The sequence below is a fragment of the Gemmiger qucibialis genome, assembly GCF_027689445.1.
Lineage (GTDB): Bacteria > Bacillota > Clostridia > Oscillospirales > Ruminococcaceae > Gemmiger > Gemmiger qucibialis.
This window is the reverse complement of record NZ_JAQFEN010000001.1, coordinates 60,515-78,780: the sequence shown is the minus strand read 5'-3', so window position 1 is coordinate 78,780 and position 18,266 is coordinate 60,515. Positions and strand designations below refer to the sequence as shown.

At 53.9% G+C, this 18,266-nt stretch carries 18 protein-coding genes and 2 pseudogenes; 16 read left to right on the top strand and 4 right to left on the bottom strand.

From position 1 onward, the window contains the following. The first annotated feature begins 224 nt into the window (after positions 1-224). From PG062_RS00365 to PG062_RS00330, 8 genes are all read left to right on the top strand, one after another. Positions 225-1,055: a polysaccharide deacetylase family protein gene (locus tag PG062_RS00365; protein ID WP_270750516.1), complete on the top strand. Its 831-nt coding sequence runs from the start codon at positions 225-227 to the stop codon at positions 1,053-1,055. Positions 1,056-1,189: 134 nt separating this feature from the next. After that, entirely contained in the window at positions 1,190-1,732 is a 543-nt protein-coding gene (locus PG062_RS00360; RefSeq protein ID WP_270750514.1) for a hypothetical protein, read from the top strand. Positions 1,733-1,940: 208 nt separating this feature from the next. After that, complete coding sequence (locus tag PG062_RS00355) at positions 1,941-3,260, top strand: alpha-amylase family glycosyl hydrolase (protein WP_114001097.1); 1,320 nt, start codon at positions 1,941-1,943, stop codon at positions 3,258-3,260. A gap of 321 nt (positions 3,261-3,581) precedes the next feature. Further along, positions 3,582-3,713, top strand: a complete 132-nt coding sequence (locus tag PG062_RS00350) for a hypothetical protein (RefSeq protein ID WP_270750512.1) — start codon at positions 3,582-3,584, stop codon at positions 3,711-3,713. A 174-nt stretch (positions 3,714-3,887) separates the two neighbouring features. After that, on the top strand, positions 3,888-5,396 hold the full coding sequence (locus tag PG062_RS00345; RefSeq protein WP_270751260.1) for an ABC transporter ATP-binding protein: 1,509 nt from the start codon (positions 3,888-3,890) through the stop codon (positions 5,394-5,396). A gap of 3 nt (positions 5,397-5,399) precedes the next feature. Continuing rightward, positions 5,400-6,569 (top strand): ABC transporter permease, encoded by a 1,170-nt coding sequence (locus PG062_RS00340; RefSeq protein ID WP_270750511.1) that lies wholly within the window; start codon positions 5,400-5,402, stop codon positions 6,567-6,569. Position 6,570: 1 nt separating this feature from the next. Then, entirely contained in the window at positions 6,571-7,488 is a 918-nt protein-coding gene (locus PG062_RS00335) for an ABC transporter permease (RefSeq protein ID WP_114001223.1), read from the top strand. Positions 7,489-7,847: 359 nt separating this feature from the next. Beyond that, on the top strand, positions 7,848-9,170 hold the full coding sequence (locus PG062_RS00330; protein WP_114001201.1) for a pyrimidine-nucleoside phosphorylase: 1,323 nt from the start codon (positions 7,848-7,850) through the stop codon (positions 9,168-9,170). A 332-nt stretch (positions 9,171-9,502) separates the two neighbouring features. Here PG062_RS00330 and PG062_RS00325 read toward each other — a convergent pair whose 3' ends face one another. After that, positions 9,503-9,901, bottom strand: a complete 399-nt coding sequence (locus PG062_RS00325) for a hypothetical protein (RefSeq protein WP_114001200.1) — start codon at positions 9,899-9,901, stop codon at positions 9,503-9,505. A gap of 268 nt (positions 9,902-10,169) precedes the next feature. Between PG062_RS00325 and PG062_RS00320 the strand changes: the two are divergent. Further along, positions 10,170-10,361, top strand: a pseudogene (locus tag PG062_RS00320) (helix-turn-helix domain-containing protein); the annotation flags it as partial. A 17-nt stretch (positions 10,362-10,378) separates the two neighbouring features. On the opposite strand, the gene PG062_RS00315 reads toward PG062_RS00320, so the two are convergent. Continuing rightward, on the bottom strand, positions 10,379-11,521 hold the full coding sequence (locus tag PG062_RS00315; protein ID WP_270750505.1) for a sensor histidine kinase: 1,143 nt from the start codon (positions 11,519-11,521) through the stop codon (positions 10,379-10,381). After that, positions 11,518-12,195: a response regulator transcription factor gene (locus PG062_RS00310; protein ID WP_114001197.1), complete on the bottom strand. Its 678-nt coding sequence runs from the start codon at positions 12,193-12,195 to the stop codon at positions 11,518-11,520. Before PG062_RS00310 ends, PG062_RS00315 begins: the two co-directional genes overlap by 4 nt. Positions 12,196-12,668: 473 nt before the next feature. Between PG062_RS00310 and PG062_RS00305 the strand changes: the two genes are divergently transcribed. The 5 genes from PG062_RS00305 to PG062_RS00290 all read left to right on the top strand — a co-directional run bounded on the left by PG062_RS00305 (position 12,669) and on the right by PG062_RS00290 (position 16,909). After that, entirely contained in the window at positions 12,669-12,812 is a 144-nt protein-coding gene (locus tag PG062_RS00305; protein ID WP_114001286.1) for a CD1871A family CXXC motif-containing protein, read from the top strand. Next, a complete protein-coding gene (locus tag PG062_RS00300; RefSeq protein WP_270750501.1) occupies positions 12,805-13,686 on the top strand; it encodes a 4Fe-4S binding protein in 882 nt (293 codons plus the stop codon). Before PG062_RS00305 ends, PG062_RS00300 begins: the two co-directional genes overlap by 8 nt. A 2-nt stretch (positions 13,687-13,688) precedes the next feature. Then, entirely contained in the window at positions 13,689-14,603 is a 915-nt protein-coding gene (locus PG062_RS00295; RefSeq protein WP_270750499.1) for a TlpA disulfide reductase family protein, read from the top strand. Between the two features lie 536 nt (positions 14,604-15,139). Continuing rightward, on the top strand, positions 15,140-15,316 hold the full coding sequence (locus tag PG062_RS15845; RefSeq protein WP_408611375.1) for an EamA family transporter: 177 nt from the start codon (positions 15,140-15,142) through the stop codon (positions 15,314-15,316). 249 nt (positions 15,317-15,565) lie between these two features. After that, entirely contained in the window at positions 15,566-16,909 is a 1,344-nt protein-coding gene (locus PG062_RS00290) for an MATE family efflux transporter (RefSeq protein WP_270750497.1), read from the top strand. 69 nt (positions 16,910-16,978) lie between these two features. Here PG062_RS00290 and PG062_RS00285 read toward each other — a convergent pair. Further along, a pseudogene (locus tag PG062_RS00285) lies at positions 16,979-17,194 on the bottom strand (phage antirepressor protein); the annotation flags it as partial. A 193-nt stretch (positions 17,195-17,387) separates the two neighbouring features. On the opposite strand from PG062_RS00285, the gene PG062_RS00280 reads away from it, so the two are divergent. Next, the gene (locus PG062_RS00280; RefSeq protein ID WP_270750496.1) at positions 17,388-17,576 is read left to right on the top strand and encodes a helix-turn-helix domain-containing protein; all 189 of its coding nucleotides are present in this window, start codon (positions 17,388-17,390) and stop codon (positions 17,574-17,576) included. Further along, the gene (locus tag PG062_RS00275) at positions 17,569-18,261 is read left to right on the top strand and encodes a response regulator transcription factor (RefSeq protein ID WP_270750495.1); all 693 of its coding nucleotides are present in this window, start codon (positions 17,569-17,571) and stop codon (positions 18,259-18,261) included. Before PG062_RS00280 ends, PG062_RS00275 begins: the two co-directional genes overlap by 8 nt. Positions 18,262-18,266 lie beyond the last annotated feature (5 nt).

The following is an 18,266-nucleotide window of genomic DNA, read 5'->3' as shown; positions in this document are numbered from 1 at the left end:
GCCCCTCGCACTCTGCGACCGCTGCCCCTGCTTCGGTTCGCTGTTTCCGCCACTGGCGGCGCTCACCTTTGCAGCATCCAGTATTATCTGCGCTTTTGGCTTGGCATCTGCCGCACCTCGCTCGCCGTATCGGCACTTAGAATTATGCGGTATTGCCTTATATCTATTTGCGCCCCCTGCTGCATATGTTTGGAACAAAACAGTGCGGCAGGGGGCGTTTGTGTATGCGCAGGGAAACCAACAATGACAGGCAGCAGCGCCTGTTTGTGACTGGGCTGCTCATTTCGGCTGTGGTGGGGGCGCTGATCGGGCTGCTTTGGCCGTTGTGGTTCCCGGCCGATTCTGCCTGCGAAACCACCATTCCCGATGCTTCGTTCTCTGTGCCCACCCTTGCTATGGGCGGCACCCAGCTGCCGGGGGAGGAGGGCGCTGCCATGAAGATCTGCTGCCTGACCTTTGACGATGGCCCCTCCAAATATACCCCGCAGGTGCTGGCTGCGCTGGAAAAATGTGATGCCAAAGCCACCTTTTTTGTCACTGCACAGGACGCGAACCAGGATTATCTGTCGTATCTAACGGATATTGAGGCTGCGGGCCACCAGATTGCCCTGCACAGCGCGTCCCATTCCTATTCCCGCATTTACAGCAGCACCGAAAACTTCTGGCTGGATATCAAAGCTCTGCGCGCCACGCTGGCGAACTATATCGATGTGGATGCTATCCACTGGCTGCGGTTCCCCGGCGGCAGCACCAACACGGTCAGCCATCGATACGGCGGACGGCAGATCATGCAGCAGCTCAAAGCCCAGGCTGAGCAGAAAGGCTATGCCTGGATCGACTGGAACGTGTGCGCCGAGGACGCCACCGCCAGCCACCCCAACGCCGCCCAGATCCTGCGCAATGTCCAGAACGATGCCAAAGACCAGTCGATTTGTGTTGTTTTGATGCACGATACCAATGCCACCCACGAGACAGTCAAGGCATTGCCGGATATCCTTGAATGGTTTGCGGCCAAGGGATACCGCTTTTTTACCGTGCAGCAAATGGCAGAATAGAGCGCTGTGCGGCCAACTATGGCGAACGGGCAGGGAAGGACATTAAAATAAATGCCTTCGTCATGTTGCACATTTTATGCGCGTAGTGTATAATACTTCTTGTGCGGCAAATGCAATACAGGAGGTTTTGACCTTTGCGAAAAACAGAATCTCAAAAAATTGCGCTCTGCGGTGTGCTTAGTGCGCTCTCGGTGGTGGTGCTGCTTGTGGGCAACGTATTGCAGATCGGCACTTACGCCGCGCCCATGCTGGCCAGCTTTCTGCTCATTCCTGTGCTGGAAGATTACGGCAAAAAGTATGCACTGTTGTTGTATGCAGTTGTGTCGTTGCTTTCGCTGTTCCTGGTGCCGGATAAAGAGCTGGTGCTGTTTTATGTTCTGGTGCTGGGGTATTACCCTGTGCTGCGGGTGCGGTTGAACAACATCCGCCGCGGTGTGCTGCGGTGGATGGCCAAGTTTGGCTGCTTCAATGCGGCGGTGGTCGTCATGTATGCGCTGCTGATCGTGGTGCTGGCCCCGCCGGAACTGGTGCAGGAGTTTGCCGCCGAAGGTGCCCCCATGCTGCTGGCTTTGTTGGCGCTGGGCAACCTTTCGTTCTGGCTGTGTGACCGTGCCTTAACGGCCATCACCCCGCTGTACCGCCAGCGCATTGCCCCCAGGCTGAAAAAGAAGTTCTGATGCGAAAGCGAAAAGATGAATAAAAGGCAACACCGCACAATTCCTGCCTGGCGGTTGTGGCACGCCGTCTGCGTTACAAAATGCTCGATAATACACAAAGTATGATCTGTACTTTTTGCTTGGCAGCCGATGCACCTCACTCGTTGTATTGGCACGTGGAATTGCGTGGCATTGCCAAAAGAAAAAACAAAATGGAGGAGTAAAAGTTATGTGGTTTGATGATGCAACAATCTACCAGATCTATCCCCTGGGCCTGTGCGGTGCTCCGCTGCAAAACGATGGTAGCGACCAGACCGGGGAACACCGTATTCTGCGCGTGCTGGACTGGGTGGAACATATAAAAAAATTGGGCGCAACCTGTGTGCTGTTTAATCCTTTGTTTGACAGCGATGCCCACGGCTATGACACCCGCGATTATAATCGCGTTGATCCGCGCCTTGGGACCAAAGAGGATTTCCAGGCTGTCTGCAAAGCCCTGCATGAAGCCGGCATCCGCGTGATGCTGGACGGCGTGTTCAACCATGTGGGCCGCGGATTCTGGGCGTTCCGCGATGTGCAGGAGAAAAAGTGGGACAGCGCCTATAAAGACTGGTTCCATATCAGCTTTGACGGCAACACCGGCTATAATGATGGCTTCTGGTACGAAGCATGGGAAGGCTGCTATGAGCTGGTGAAACTGAACCTGCGCAACCCGGCGGTGAAGGAACACCTGTTTGACGCGGTGCGCGGCTGGGTACGGGACTATGATATCGACGGCCTGCGTTTGGACGTTGCCTACTGCCTGGATCTGGATTTCCTGGCAGAGCTGCGCGGCCTGGCCAACAGCATCAAGCCGGAATTTGCCCTGATGGGCGAGACACTGCACGGCGATTATAACCGCTGGATGAACGACCGTGCCTGCCACGCTGTAACCAACTATGAATGCTACAAGGGCCTGTATTCCAGCTTTAACTCCGCCAATATGCACGAGATCGCCTATAGCCTGAACCGCCAGTTTGGCTCAGAGCAGTGGTGCCTGTACACCGGCCGCCACCTGTTAAGCTTTTTGGACAACCATGATGTCAGCCGTATTGCCACCGTTCTGACGGATAAAGCCATGCTGCGCCCGGCTTACGGCCTGTTGTTTGGTATGCCCGGCGTCCCGGCAGTCTATTATGGCAGCGAGTGGGGCCTGGAGGGCGATAAGAAAAACGGTGATGCCACCCTGCGCCCTGCCATTGAAAAGCCGCAGGAAAACGAACTGACCGAATGGATCTCTGCCTTGGCCAAAGCCCGCGCCGAAAGCCCCGCCCTGCGCTGGGGCAGCTACCACAATGTGATGGTGCAGCCCCGCCAGCTGATTTTTGAACGCCGTGTGGATGGCGAGCGCGTGCTGGTGGCCATCAACGCGGCAGGGGAGACCTACCACGCGGATTTCAACGCCGGCTGTGGCACCGCGGTGGATCTGATCACCGGCCAGCCGCATGACTTTGGCGGCGGCAGCGATCTGCCCCCGTACTCCTGCGCGTTCTGGAGGATGGAACATTGATGCGTGGAAAACAAAATAGAATAAAGGCAATACCGCATAATTCTAAGTGCCGATACGGCGAGCGAGGTGCGGCAGATGCCAAGCCAAAAGCGCAGATAATACTGGATGCTGCAAAGGTGAGCGCCGCCAGTGGCGGAAACAGCGAACCGAAGCAGGGGCAGCGGTCGCAGAGTGCGAGGGGCTTTTGACCCCGAAGCACGATGCGGGTACCGCAACCCGACATTATCGAGCATTTTGGCAACGCAGATGCCGTGCCGCAGCTGCCGGAGCGGTGCTTAAGCCGCAAGGCGGGAATTGTGCGGTGTTGCCTAAAGTAATATTATGAAAAACAAACGCCCTGGCCCTGCTTTTTGCGGCAGCCGGGGCGTTTTTGCAACCATTTGCAAAATAAACCCCGCCCCGGGGCCAAAAATGCAAGATTTTACTTGTGGTTTCAGCAAAAAAACTGTATAATAAAACTAATAAACGCACTGTGCCGGTGCATAAGCTGCACGGTGCGCTGCGGCAGCTTTGCACAAATTTTGCTGTGGGGCCGGGGTTCCAGAGCTATCTTGGCGGCAGGGCAGCCCCAATACTTTGATTCGTGAAAGGAGCGTGAGCGGATTGGCTGAAGATTTTGTCATTGAGATGCTGAATATTACCAAGGAGTTCCCCGGTATCAAGGCAAACGACAACATCACCCTCCAGCTGCGCAAAGGCGAAGTGCATGCCCTGCTGGGCGAAAACGGCGCCGGCAAATCCACCCTCATGAGTGTTCTGTTCGGCCTGTACCAGCCGGAACAGGGCGTCATCAAGAAAAACGGCAAGGAAGTCAAGATCAATAACCCCAACGATGCAAACGACCTTGGCATCGGCATGGTCCACCAGCACTTTAAGCTGGTGGAGTGCTTCTCTGTGCTGGATAACATCATGCTGGGTGTGGAACCCTGCAAAGCGGGATTTCTGCAAAAAGAGGTCGCCCGCAAAAAGGTCGTGGAGCTTTCGGAAAAATACGGCCTGCGTGTAGACCCGGATGCATTGGTCAGCGATATCTCGGTTGGCATGCAGCAGCGCGTTGAGATCCTGAAAATGCTGTACCGTGACAATGAAATTCTGATTTTTGACGAACCCACCGCTGTATTGACTCCGCAGGAAATCGACGAACTGATGGAGATCATGCGCGGTTTTAAGGCTGAGGGCAAGAGCATCCTGTTTATTACCCACAAGCTGAACGAGATCATGGCCGTGGCGGACCGCTGCACGGTTCTGCGCAAGGGCAAGTATATCGGCACCGTGGATATTGCCAACAGCAGCAAGGAAGAGCTTTCCCGCATGATGGTTGGCCGCGATGTTGAGTTTGTGGTGGACAAAAAGCCCGCCCAGCCCGGCAAAACCATCCTGAGCGTGCAGGGCATGACGGTGCCCAGCCGCACCCATAAAAAAGATGCGGTGCGCAATGCCAGCTTTGACGTTCGCGCGGGTGAGATCGTTTGCCTTGCCGGTATTGAGGGCAACGGTCAGACCGAGCTGGTGTACGGCCTGACCGGTCTGGAAAAAATCTCCGGCGGTACGATCACGCTGGATGGACAGGACATCACCCACGCTTCCATCCGCCAGCGCTCCAAGGACGGCATGAGCCATATCCCGGAGGATCGCCATAAGTACGGCCTGGTGCTGGATTACACGCTGGAAAAGAACATGGTGCTGCAGCGCTACTGGCAGCCGCAGTTCCAGCATAATGGCTTTATCAAGGCGGATGAAGTGCGCAAGTATTCTGACCACCTGATTGAGCAGTACGATGTGCGTTCCGGCCAGGGCAGTGTGACCATTGCCCGCAGCATGTCCGGCGGCAACCAGCAGAAAGCCATCATCGCGCGCGAAATCGATAAGGATCCCAAGCTGCTGGTGGCTGTGCAGCCTACCCGCGGCCTGGATGTTGGAGCCATTGAGTATATCCACAAGCAGATTGTTGCCCAGCGCGATGCCGGTAAGGCCGTGTTGCTGGTCAGCCTGGAACTGGATGAGGTTATGAACCTTTCAGACCGCATCCTGGTGATGTACGAAGGCGAGATCGTGGGCGAATTTGATCCCAAGACCACCACCGTGCAGGAACTGGGCCTGTATATGGCCGGTGCAAAAAAGAAGGAGGCAAAGTAAACCATGGCAAAACTAAACAAGCCTTCTTTGGGCACAACCATCCGCCAAAACAGCAGCGGCGTTCTGGCTGCACTCATGTGCATTGTCATCGGTCTGGTCATCGGCTTGATTGCGTTGTTTATCATCAACCCGGAGCACGCCCTGGTGGATGGCTTCTGGCGCATTTTGCAGGGCGGCTTTTATGACTTCCCGTATGGCTGCGGCAAGGTGCTGACCCAGACCGCCCCGCTGATCATGACCGGCCTTTCGGTTGCCTTTGCGTTCAAAACCGGCCTGTTCAACATTGGCGCAGCAGGGCAGTATACGCTGGGCGCTTTCGGCGCTTTGTACTTTGCCATTGTGCTGGGCATGCCCTGGTGGGTGTGCCTGCTGGTGTCCGCTGCGTTCGGCGCGCTGTGGGGGGCCATTCCCGGCATCTTTAAGGCGTACCTGAACATCAACGAAGTTATTACCTCCATCATGTTCAACTGGATCGGTCTGTATCTTGTCAATGAGATCATCTATGGCCGCGGCTCCGGCGTGATGTATGATGCGCATAACACCCGCACCTGGAAGCTGGCCACCAACGCCCCGCAGGCGCAGATCCCTTCCTGCGGGATGAGCGAACTGTTCCACACCAGCAACACCACCATCGCCATCTTTCTGGCCATCATCGTGGCCATTGTGGTGTGGGTCGTGCTGGAAAAAACGACCTTTGGCTATGAGCTGAAAGCCGTTGGCCTGAACAAGAACGCCGCCCGCTATGCCGGTATCAATGAAAAGAAAAACGTCATTCTGTCTATGACGATTGCCGGTGCATTGGCAGGCTTTGGTGCCGGTTTGTTCTATCTGTCCGGCGGTGGTGAGTGGAACCCCCTGAACTCCACCAGCTTGCCTGCTATGGGCTTTAACGGCATTGCAACCGCACTGCTGGCAAACTCGAACCCCATCGGCACCATCTTCTCTTCGCTGTTCATCAGTCATATCAGCGTTGGCGGCGCATATCTGCCCACCAAGTATTTCCCCAGCGAAATTGCCGACCTGATCTCCGGCATTATCATCTACCTGTGTGCATTCTCCATGCTGTTCCGCACGCTGTTTGAGAAAAAGCTGATCCACAAAAAGGACACCGCCAACGCCAATGCCGAACCGGCAGCCAAGGCAGTGACCAAACCGGAAAAGGAGGGCAAGTGATATGCTGCTGCTTATCAAATACACCCTGCTGTATGGCATTGTTCTGATGCTGGTTGCCCTTGGCGGCATGTTCAGCGAGCATTCCGGCGTAATCAACATCGCGCTGGAAGGCATCATGGTTGTCGGCGGCCTGGCAGGCGTGCTGGTTACCGCATCGCTGCCCACCACCATGGCCCCGGCGCTCATCGTTCTGGCTGCCGTTGTGGCAGCAGCGGTCTGCGGCATGCTTTACTCGCTGCTGCTGGCGTTTGCTTCCATCAACTTAAAAGCCGACCAGACCATCGGCGGCACGGCGCTAAACATGCTGGCAACCGCCATTGCCATGATTCTGGCCAAGAACTTTAACGGTTCTACCTCCGCCAAAATCAGCTACACCAACAAGCCGTTCCTGTTCTCCATTGGCGGGCTGGAGCTCAGCATTTTTATCCCGCTGGGCATTGTGTTGCTGGTTGTCAGCTACATTGTTATGTATAAGACCCGCTTTGGCCTGCGCCTGCGCGCCTGCGGCGAGCACCCCCAGGCAGCGGATTCCGTTGGTATCAACGTCTACCGCATGCGCTATGCCGGTGTGCTGATCTCCGGTTTCCTGGGCGGTGTTGGCGGCCTGGCTTACGTTATCCCCAGCGTGCAGACCTGGAACTTTGAAGTCGGCGTTGCCGGTACCGGCTTTTTGGCACTGGCCGTTATGATCTTTGGCCAGTGGAAGCCGTTCAACATTTTTGGCGCGGCCATGTTCTTTGCCGTCTTCAAGAGCCTTGCCAACATTGCGGATTCCACCGTTCTGGCACAGCTTGGCTGGTCCAGCAATATTTATAACATGATGCCGTTCATTGCCTCCATGGTTATTCTTGCCTTTACCAGCAAGAACTCCCAGGCCCCCAAGGCCGAAGGCATCCCTTACGATAAGGGCAGCCGTTAAGCCCCGCAGATAAAACCAGCAATAGTGCCCGCCCCGCAGGCTTGTGCAAGCCGGTCCGGGCGGGCGCTTTGCGTTTTAGGCAACACCGCATAATTCCCGCCTTACGACTTAAGCACCGCTCCGGCGGCTGCGGCACGGCATCTGCGTTGCCAAAATGCTCGATAAGACATCCAGTATTATCTGCGCTTTTGGCTTAGCAGCTGCCGCACCTCGCTCGCCGTATCGGCACTTAGAATTATGCGGTATTGCCTTAACAAAAGTGTACCAGAAGAATCAGTAATTCAGCCGACAGGATAAAACCCTGCCAGCTGCTTTCGCCTTATTTTTCAAGTGCACATAAAAAGATAGGAGAACCCCAAATGCGTATGTATGATATCATCGCCAAAAAGCGCGATGGCGGAACCCTGACGCGGGCAGAGATTGCCTTTGCCGTCAACGGTTATGTGGATGGCAGTGTGCCGGATTACCAGATGTCCGCCCTGCTGATGGCAATTTACCTGCGCGGCATGACCGATGCCGAAACGGCTGAACTGACTGATGTGATGGCACATTCCGGCGATATGGTGGATCTTTCCGCCATTCAGGGCATCAAAGCAGATAAACACTCTACCGGCGGCGTGGGGGATAAAACCACCCTGGTTATTGCCCCCATTGTGGCAGCCTGCGGCGTAAAAATTGCCAAAATGAGCGGCCGCGGCCTGGGCCATACCGGCGGCACCATTGATAAGATGGAGTCCGTCCCCGGCACCCGCACCTCACTGACGCAGGAAGAATTCTTTAAGCAGGTCAATGAGATCGGTATCTCAGTCATTGGCCAGAGCGGCAAAATTGCGGTGGCGGATAAAAAGCTGTACGCCCTGCGGGATGTTACGGCAACGGTAGGCTGCATTCCGCTGATTGCTTCCTCTATCATGAGCAAAAAGCTGGCGGCTGGTTCGGATGCGATCCTGCTGGATGTTACAATGGGCAGCGGTGCGTTCATGAAGAACCTGGACGAAGCCGTGGAGCTTGCCCGCTTGATGGTTTCCATCGGCACGGCACATGGCCGCAAAGTGGCAGCCCTGATTACCGATATGGACACCCCGCTGGGCCATAACATCGGCAACTCGCTGGAAGTGGCTGAGAGCATGGCCGTGCTGCAGGGCAAAGGCCCGGCGGATTTGACCGAAGTCTGCCTGCAGCTGGCCTCCAATATGCTGTATCTGGCGGGTAAGGGGGAGATGGCCGCCTGCCGCGCCATGGCGGAACAGGTGATTGCCGATGGTTCCGCCTTTGAGATTTGCTGCAAAATGTTTGCAGCCCAGGGCGGGGACACCAGCGTTCTGCGGGATGCCTCGCTTTTCCGCAAGGCCAAATATGCCCACGATATCTGTGCCCCGGCGGATGGCTACATCGTGCAGAACGATGTGGAGCGTATCGGCAACGCCAGCGTGCTGCTGGGTGCAGGCCGCATTAAAAAAGAGGACAGCATCGATTTTGCTGCCGGTATCATCATGCACAAAAAGCTGGGCGATGCCGTCAAGGCAGGGGAGCCGATCTGCACCCTGTATGCGGATGATGACACCCTGTTTGCCGCAGCGGAAGAAATGTATGTTGGCGGCCTGACCATCGGTGCCGAAAAGCCGGAAGTTCCGCCGCTGATCTATGCCCGCGTGACCAGCGAGGGTGTGGAGCGCTTTTAATTTGCTAAGGCAACACCGCACAATTCTCGCCTTGCGGCTTAAGCACCGCTCCGGCAGCTGCGGCACGGCATCTGCGTTGCCAAAATGCTCGATAAGACATCCAGTATTATCTGCGCTTTTGGCTTGGCATCTGCCGCACCTCGCTCGCCGTATCGGCACTTAGAATTATGCGGTATTGCCCTAAAGAATGACAGCGCAGAACCCCACCGCTGAATAATCGAATCAATAAAAATTGCCCCCGGATGTGCCGCTTTGCGCGGTACGCCGGGGGCAATTTCGCTTGCTGATAAATGTGAATAGAATAAAAGGGTGCGCAGGAACGCCCGCGCGGCTTAGTGTTTTTTCAGCTTGCGGCGCAGCAGAAAAACTTTGAAACGGCCATATCCGTTGGGCTTGTCCTCGTCAAACTCTTCGGTTTTTACATAGCGCTTGCGCTGGTTGTCCACCTGCAGGGCAGTACCGTTTTCCTGTACATCGGTAATCACACGGGGAATCGCTTTCTGGTCTACCTCAAACTCCGGCTCCTTCACCCACAAAATCTTGCCGGTTTCGTCCAGCCCGTTGGCCCACAGGCTGAACACCAGGCAGGCTGCCTCGCCATAGCAGTAGCGCTCAAACCGAATGCGCCCGTCAATGTAAAACAGCAGACAGTCCCGAAAATGGGTTTCCAGTTCTTTTTCGTACCGGCATCCGCAAAGGGTGCCCGCAAAGTCAACGGCGTTTGCAGCCATGGCAACAGCCCTCCTGATATATGTTTGATTGAATAACAAGATTATACCATGCCAGATAGCATACTTTCAACGTAGAGAAAAATAAAATGTGACAGCGAAAGCGGTACTGTGTAGAATTTCCCACCCGAGCTTCCGCCGAAACCATCGCTGTCGGTATTTGAACCGCTCGAACTGTCGTCCTTGACGGGGTCGCACTTTTCGGTCTCGGTGGTGTGGGTGCAGGTGTCCTCCACCACAGACAGAGCATCGGTACGATCTTACCTCCGCCGAGATGCGCGTGCTCCGCCTGTTGGTGCGCGGGCTTTCCTACAGCGGGAGCGCCAAGGCGCTTTGTGTGGAGCCTTCAACCGTAAAATACCATGTCATCAATATGCTGCAAAAGACCGGGCTGGAAAACAAGCTGCAGCCTGCCATCGCCGCCAGTGAGGCAAAGCCGGTGGTAGAATTGGCAGAGAAATAAGGCACTGCAGACGGCTGTCAAGCTTGTATCGGCAGGGTGACTGTGAAAACCGTCCCATGCCCATCAGCCGGTTCAGCTGTAACGGTGCCGCCATGCAGCAGGGCAATCTCCCGTACAAGCGCAAGCCCAAGGCCTACGCCGCCCATCTCCCGGCTTCTGGATTTATCTACCCGGAAAAAGGGCTGGAACACACTTGTCCGATACTCCTCAGGGATGCCGCAGCCTGTGTCTGCAACACGCAGCACAGCGCTGCTTTCCTTTTGCCGGATCGTGATATGCACAGAACCGCCGGGGGTATTGTATTTGATGCCATTTTCAACCAAATTAAAGAGCAGGCGGTAGATCAGGGTGTCGCTGCCCTTGATGCTGACATCCTCACATTCCTGAAAGAGGGTGATGCTCCGGCGCTGTGCCAGCGGGGTCAGGTCAGCCACGATCTCATCAGCCAACGGGGCCAGCTCGATATGGTCCTCGCGCGGAATCGACTGCAGATCGCTCATTTCCAGCAGTGTGCGGACAAGGCTTGCTAGGCGGGACACCTGATCCGTCTGAAAGCGGAGCAGGTCGGTGATCTCGCTGTCGGTATCGGGGTGTTCTTCAGCGAACATTTCCAGCTTTGCCTGCATGATGGCCAGCGGTGTTTTCAGCTCATGGGCGGCATTGCCGGCAAACTGACGCTGCAGGTCAAAGGAATGCGCCAGCCGGTCCAGCATGTGGTTGACAGACTGGCTCAAGTCGCGAAATTCCGGAATCGTGTTTTCCTCTAAGCGAACCTCCACAAGGCTGTCCTGATCAATGCGTTCGGCCTGCTGTGCAAGCTTTTTCAAGGGCTCCAGAGCCTTGCCGCTGACAAAATAGGCAATCGCCGCGCTCAGCAGCGTTACTGCTGCTGTGATGCACCAGCCCTTGCGGCCGAAAACAGCCTTGGCATCGTAGACCTCCTGCGAAAACTGTATAAGAAAATCCGACATCTGGTCGTCCGGGATTTCAATCATCAGGTTTTCATCATCATTCTGCTGGTATTGCAGGACATACCCGTTCAGGTTGTCCATACCAGTGGCACCAGAGTGGTAGAGCAGCAGATTCAGGCAGATGCAGGCCCCTGCAATCAGTACGGCGGTCATCAGCGTGATCCGCCACTGAAAAGATATGCGGTTCATGGTTCGTTTTCCTCCAACTCATACCCCTCACCGATGCGGTTTCGGATGGGGTCGTACCCCAGTGCGGTGCGCAGTTTTTTTCTCAGTGCAGAGATATGCACGCGAATCGAGTTGCTGAACGCATCGACACTGCTGTCCCAGACATGCTCAATCAGCTCCTCCTGACTGACAGGGCGTCCCTGATGCAGCAGCAGATATTCCAGCACGCCGCTTTCCTTACGGGTCAGCGGAATGGGCTGGCCATCCGCCATGGCAAGGCGGCTCTTGGTGTCGAAGGTCAGCCGCCCGCACCGCAGGCATACATCGCGCTGGATAAACTGCCGCCGGGTCAGGCTGCGCACACGGGCCTCCAGCTCAGCCAGGTGGAACGGCTTGGCCAGATAATCATTGGCACCCGCGTCCAGCCCCTCCACCTTGTCGGAAATTTCGCTGCGGGCGGACAGAATTAGTACCGGCGTTTCAAGGTCGGTCTTGCGCAGCGTGCGCAGAACGGTCATGCCGTTCACCTTCGGCAGATTGAGATCAAGCAGGACAAGATCGTACCGCTCTGCTGCAAGCAGCTCGAGCGCGGTCTCTCCGTCACCGCAGTCATCCATTTCGTAGCCGGAACGGCGCAGTTTTTTAGCCACGCTTTCCCGCAGAGTAGGTTCATCCTCTATCAACAAAAGGCGCATAAGCGATCATCTCCCGCATTTATAAGGGCAACACCGCACAATTCTAAGTGCCGATACGGCGAGCGAGGTGCGGCAGCTGCTAAGCCAAAAGCGCAGATAATACTGGATGCTGCAAAGGTGAGCGCCGCCAGTGGCGGAAACAGCGAACCGAAGCAGGGGCAGCGGTCGCAGAGTGCGAGGGGCTTTTGCCCCCGAAGCACGATGCGGGTACCGCAACCCGACATTATCGAGCATTTTGGCAACGCAGATGCCGTGCCGCAGCCGCCGGAGCGGTGCTTAAGCCGTTAGGCGGGAATTGTGCGGTATTGCCTAAGATGTTTTTTGGCGCTGCACAAGGCAAAAGCACGGCAGCGATACCTCTATAATAGTCATTATAGCAGATTTCGATAAAGTCTGTGCTAATTTTTTCTTAGCAGAAATTTTATATCGGTGGGTGTATACTGTTCTCATCAAGCAGAAAGGGGCAACCGCAAATGATAAACAAAAAAGCAATCGCCCAGTCGGCGCTGCTGTTGGCCGCCGTTTTGATGATCGGCTTCGGCATCTGGCGTGGGGAGGCAGATACGGTGTTGGCAAAGGCTATCCGGTTGTGTATGGAGTGTGTTGGCATTGGATAAGAAAAATGGTTCTTTTCTGGCCCGTTTCCGGGGCTGGTTTCAAGCAGGCGCAGCGCTGCTGACAAACATTCACCTGCCGAATTTTGCCAAGGGTGTTCTGTATCAGGGCAAGGGCAAAACAGTATGTGTGCCGGGGCTGAACTGCTACTCCTGCCCGGGTGCGGCGGGGGCCTGCCCGATCGGCTCGTTTCAGGCAGTGGTCGGCTCGTCAAAATTCCGATTTTCCTATTATATTACCGGCATCCTGATTTTATTGGGGGTGCTGCTGGGACGGTTTATCTGCGGCTTTCTCTGCCCGTTTGGCTGGCTGCAGGAGCTTTTGCATAAGATCCCATCGCCCAAGCGCTCCACCAAGCGTCTGAAGCCGCTGCGATATCTGAAATACGCCGTGCTGCTCATCATGGTGGTGCTGCTGCCTGCGTTTGTTGTCAATGAGATGGGAATGGGTGATCCGTTCTTCTGCAAGTATCTCTGCCCGCAGGGTGTGCTGGAGGGCGCAATCCCCCTCTCGCTGACCAATGCAGGGATACGCGCCGCGCTCGGCAAGCTGTTCAGCTGGAAGCTCTGTATCCTGCTGGCGGTCGTTGTTGCCAGTGTGGTGTTTTACCGCCCATTTTGCAAGTGGCTCTGCCCGCTGGGGGCCTTTTACGCGGTCATGAACCGTGTATCTCTTTTCCAGATGCGGGTGGACACCGATAAGTGCGTATCCTGCGGTGCCTGTGCGCGGGCCTGCAAGATGGATGTGGATATTACCAAGACGCCAAACCACGCGGAGTGTATCCGCTGCGGTATGTGTATAAAATCCTGCCCGACCAAGGCGATACACTATCAGTACGGCTTTGGCGATAAGGCAGATAACAGTAAGGAGATTTGAGTATGAAACGAATTGCAGCAATTTTGACCAGCCTGGTTCTGGTATTTTCCCTCGCCGCCTGCGGCAGCCAGCAGGCAGGCACCTCCGCCGGCAGCGAAGCGGCCTCCACCGCCAGCAGTGAAACAGCCTCCACCGCCGGCAGTGAAGCAGCCTCCGACGCACAGACCAAAACCGAGGAGCAGCTTTTGGCAGAGGAAAACGATATTCTGACCGCGAACGATGAACTGTGGGAAAAGGTTTTTGCCTCGATGGACAAAAATGTGACACAGACCACCCTCAACAACAATTACGGCGATTTCCTTATGGATGCCGTGGATAACGCGAAGGATCAGTTCACCGAGGAAGAGTACGCCTCCCTCAAAGCGGACGCTGATAAGATCCGGGAAATCGAAAATCAGATCACAGCCCTTCCTCAGGATGAAGCCACCAGCCAGAGCGCAGCGGAGAACGGCAGCACCTTCCCACAGTTTGAGGGCAAGGACCTTGATGGCAACAGCGTTGACAGCAGCCTGTTTGCCAACAATGCGTTCACCGTTGTAAACTTCTGGTTCAGCGGCTGCAAGCCCTGCGTGGATGAGATGGATGACCTTGACGCACTCAACCAGCGCATCAAGGAGCAGGGCGGCGAGGTCATCGGCGTCAATACCGAGACGCTGGACGGCAACGCGGACAATATCGCCACCGCTAAGAAAATTCTGGAATCAGCAGGCGCATCCTTCCGCAATATCTACTTTGATCCTGACAGCGAGGCCGGCAAGTTTGCACTGGGCATCATGGCTTTCCCCACAACCTGTGTTGTGGACCGTCAGGGCAACATCGTTGGGGAGCCGATCATGGGCGGCATTGATCAGGAGGCCAATATGGCTACGCTGGAAAAGCTGATTGCCGATGCTGTTGCGAGCGATACCGGCAAATAACAGCCGCCGCACGATAAAAAGAAAAAGACGCCTGAAAAGCAAAAAAATGGCTCGTAACCTGAAAAAGCTCAAGGACAATATTGTAACGATCACGGACGATTCCCAAAACGAATTTGAAAAGTTCTAAGGCAATACCGCATAATTCTAAGTGCCGATACGGCGAGCGAGGTGCGGCAGATGCCAAGCCAAAAGCGCAGATAATACTGGATGTCTTATCGAGCATTTTGGCAACGCAGATGCCGTGCCGCAGCTGCCGGAGCGGTGCTTAAGCCGCAAGGCGGGAATTGTGCGGTGTTGCCCTAACTGCGGGGTTCGCACAACTTCTTTGGAGATTTTCTGCTGTACGAAAATCCATTGACATTTGCTCACACCCATGCTATAATTTCGAAAGTTCGCTCGGAGGGCAAGTTGTTCGTGGAAACAACAGCCGGATAAGGCGCAGACTGAGATGTCTGTCCCTTGTCCGGCTTTTTCACGTACATAGGAGCTTTTGATGGGCTTTTTCACGGGAATATCAAACAAATTTATTTCAGGTTATGCTGATGCATTCTTTGTGTACTGCAGTGTGCCCGTATGCTTTTTATACAGTAGCACTGGATCATATGGAGGCTGGAAAGGCATCCATTCTGTCTTCCTGTGAACCGGTTGCAGCAATGGTATTTGGCTTTTTCTTTTTTATGGCAACACCGCACAATTCCCGCCTGACGGCTTAAGCACCGCTCCGGCGGCTGCGGCACGGCATCTGCGTTGCCAAAATGCTCGATAAGACATCCAGTATTATCTGCGCTTTTGGCTTAGCATCTGCCGCACCTCGCTCGCCGTATCGGCACTTAGAATTATGCGGTATTGCCTTAGAGAAATTCCTACAGTGCTTTCAATTGCAGGACTAATTATTGTATTGATCGCACTTGCTATGCTTGTGCTTTCGGATAAAAAGCAGGAAGTTGTGGAGGAATAGGATCATGTCAAAAGATGAGTATTTGATTACCGATGCGCCGCTGAAAGCGCTGACGGTTTTTGCAATGCCGATGATTCTCGGCAGCTTTTTTCAGCAGGTATACAATATGGCTGACTCCATTATCGTCGGTCAGTTTGTTGGTTCCTCCGCACTGGCGGCGGTCGGTGCCTGTGCAGCCCTGACGAATGTTTTCATTTGTGTGGCACTGGGAGCCGGTGTTGGGGCAGGTGTGCTTGTAAGCCGCTATTTCGGTGCCAAAGAGTATGGCAAAATGAAAACCATTGTGTCTACATCACTGATCAGCTTTTTACTTCTGAGCATCATCCTTGGTGTCTTTGGCTTTGACTTTTCTCATGCGATGATGAGCGGATTACAGACCCCTGCCGATATTCTGGAGGAAGCGGTACTGTACCTGCGGGTCTATTTTGTGGGCTTTCCGTTTCTGTTCATGTACAATATTCTCTCTACCATGTTCACTTCCATCGGTGAATCAAAAATTCCGCTGGGACTGCTGATCTTTTCATCCATCCTGAATATTGTGATGGATCTTTGGATGGTAGCCGGTCTGGGGCTTGGCGTGTTTGGCGCAGCACTGGCAACCCTGATTGCCCAGGGGATTTCCGCTGTGTTTTCACTATTGATTTTCCTCTATCGGATGCGGCGGTATAAGAGTGCATTTGCCTGGTTTGACGGGCGGGAGTTGCGCTCGATGCTTCAGATTGCTGTTCCATCGGTTCTCCAGCAGTCTACCGTGTCTATCGGTATGATGATCGTACAGGCGGTGGTAAATCCTTTCGGCACACAGGCTCTTGCAGGATATGCGGCGACGATGCGGGTGGAGAATGTCTTTTCTCTGATTTTTGTGTCCATCGGCAATGCAGTTTCGCCGTATGTTTCCCAAAACCTTGGGGCGGGCAAACCCCAGCGCATCAAAAAAGGCTACCACGCAGCATTGGTGTTGGATGTGTGCTTTGCGGCGCTTGCCTTCCTTGTCATTGAAACGCTGCACATGCAGATTTCTTCGCTGTTCCTTGGAAAAGACGGAACCGCCCTGGCCTATCAGGTGTCTGGAGATTATATGAGATGGCTCGGTTACTTCTTTATCTTTATGGGAATTAAAATGGCGACCGATGGAGTTCTGCGCGGACTCGGAATCATGCGGCCATTCCTCATTGCCAACATGGTAAACCTTGCGATTCGCCTGTCCGTGGCACTGATCTGCGCACCGCGTTTTGGCATTGATTTTGTTTGGCTTGCTGTGCCGGCAGGATGGTTTGCCAACTTCTTGGTTTCCTATGCGGCACTCAGAAAATCCTGGCCAATGGATAAAGCGGTACGCGCTCGCTAATATCCGGTTTGTCAAGTTATACTAGCGATTTTACGGCGGGCCTTGGTCCGCCGTTTCTTTTTGCTTTATATATTCTTTGCCCTGCTGTACGCCTCGCTCCTGCCATTCAGCGGTAAGCTCATTACGGACACGGATAGAAAGCAGCCGCTGATGAATCCAGTCTGTATCATATCCCTTTTTCTGGTAGGTCTCTAATGCGCGGTCGATTGCCTGTTCCGGGTCAATCGTTTCTTCGATGCGTTCACGGCCGACCTGCGCAAGCCAGAGTTTGAATGGTTCAGCCTTTACATCTGCACCGAAGGTTTCAAAGCCAGGGCAGTCTTCAACTTTCGCCATTCAACATCACCCACATACATTCTATATTTCATAGTTTGTGTATGAAATGATGTGACATCCGTTTTACTTACATTTTATAATTCATATCTTAAACCTTGTATTCTTCGAGATAACGAAATATAATATGTTTGGGAGGTGCGGAATGAACTACATGACATTAAAAGAAGTAAGCCAGAAATGGAATGTTACACCTCGTCAGGTAAATTATTTGTGCGCTGCTGGGCGCATCCCCGGCGCTGTGAAGATGGCTGGTGTTTGGCTGATCCCAAAGAACGCAGAAAAGCCGATTGACGGAAGGACAAAACAAGGGAAGGAGTTGCGCCATGAATAAAATCCTGATTATAGATGATGACAGAGAACTGTGTGCTTTGATTAAACGCAGCGTACAAGCAGAAAACATAGAAGCTGATTTTTGTAATACCGGAAAAGAGGGTTTACAGAAATTAAAAGAGCAGGAATACCAGCTTGTAGTGCTGGATGTGATGATGCCTGGTATGGATGGCTTTGAAACGCTGGAAGAAATCCGCAAAGAGAACAGTCTGCCGATTTTGATGTTCACATCTAAAAATGACAGCATTTCTAAAGTACGGGGCTTACGAGCCGGGGCGGACGATTATCTGACAAAACCGTTTGATATGGACGAACTGATTGCCCGTATTGCGTCCCTCATTCGCCGCTACACCCGTTTTAATCATCAAGCCGGAGCTGTGCAAAAACTGGATTTTGATGGATTGCAAATTGACCTTGAAAATCGTTCTGTTACGACGGCAAACGGCACTTTTGAACTTCCGCCAAAGGAATTTGATTTGCTCCTGTACTGTGCAAAGCATCAAGGAAAAATTTTGACCAAACAGCAGATTTATGAGGAAGTATGGGGTGAAGAATATTTCTATGATGACAGTAACATTATGGCGATCATCAGTCGGCTTCGTAAAAAATTAGAAGTCAATCCTTCAAGCCCAAAGTATATCCAAACGGTCAAAGGGATTGGCTACCGGTTTAATAAGGAGGTATAGCTGGT

Bases quoted from the DNA above. Each gene is read 5' to 3' on its own strand.
- PG062_RS00325 (WP_114001200.1), bottom strand. From the start codon at position 9,901: ATGGCTGCAAACGCCGTTGACTTTGCGGGCACCCTTTGCGGATGCCGG.
- PG062_RS15845 (WP_408611375.1), top strand. From the start codon at position 15,140: ATGCTGATGCATTCTTTGTGTACTGCAGTGTGCCCGTATGCTTTTTAT.
- PG062_RS00350 (WP_270750512.1), top strand. From the start codon at position 3,582: ATGAAAAACAAACGCCCTGGCCCTGCTTTTTGCGGCAGCCGGGGCGTT.
- PG062_RS00340 (WP_270750511.1), top strand. From the start codon at position 5,400: ATGGCAAAACTAAACAAGCCTTCTTTGGGCACAACCATCCGCCAAAAC.
- PG062_RS00305 (WP_114001286.1), top strand. From the start codon at position 12,669: ATGATAAACAAAAAAGCAATCGCCCAGTCGGCGCTGCTGTTGGCCGCC.
- PG062_RS00280 (WP_270750496.1), top strand. From the start codon at position 17,388: ATGAACTACATGACATTAAAAGAAGTAAGCCAGAAATGGAATGTTACA.
- PG062_RS00295 (WP_270750499.1), top strand. From the start codon at position 13,689: ATGAAACGAATTGCAGCAATTTTGACCAGCCTGGTTCTGGTATTTTCC.
- PG062_RS00345 (WP_270751260.1), top strand. From the start codon at position 3,888: ATGCTGAATATTACCAAGGAGTTCCCCGGTATCAAGGCAAACGACAAC.
- PG062_RS00315 (WP_270750505.1), bottom strand. From the start codon at position 11,521: ATGAACCGCATATCTTTTCAGTGGCGGATCACGCTGATGACCGCCGTA.
- PG062_RS00355 (WP_114001097.1), top strand. From the start codon at position 1,941: ATGTGGTTTGATGATGCAACAATCTACCAGATCTATCCCCTGGGCCTG.
- PG062_RS00275 (WP_270750495.1), top strand. From the start codon at position 17,569: ATGAATAAAATCCTGATTATAGATGATGACAGAGAACTGTGTGCTTTG.
- PG062_RS00335 (WP_114001223.1), top strand. From the start codon at position 6,571: ATGCTGCTGCTTATCAAATACACCCTGCTGTATGGCATTGTTCTGATG.
- PG062_RS00310 (WP_114001197.1), bottom strand. From the start codon at position 12,195: ATGCGCCTTTTGTTGATAGAGGATGAACCTACTCTGCGGGAAAGCGTG.
- PG062_RS00365 (WP_270750516.1), top strand. From the start codon at position 225: ATGCGCAGGGAAACCAACAATGACAGGCAGCAGCGCCTGTTTGTGACT.
- PG062_RS00330 (WP_114001201.1), top strand. From the start codon at position 7,848: ATGCGTATGTATGATATCATCGCCAAAAAGCGCGATGGCGGAACCCTG.
- PG062_RS00290 (WP_270750497.1), top strand. From the start codon at position 15,566: ATGTCAAAAGATGAGTATTTGATTACCGATGCGCCGCTGAAAGCGCTG.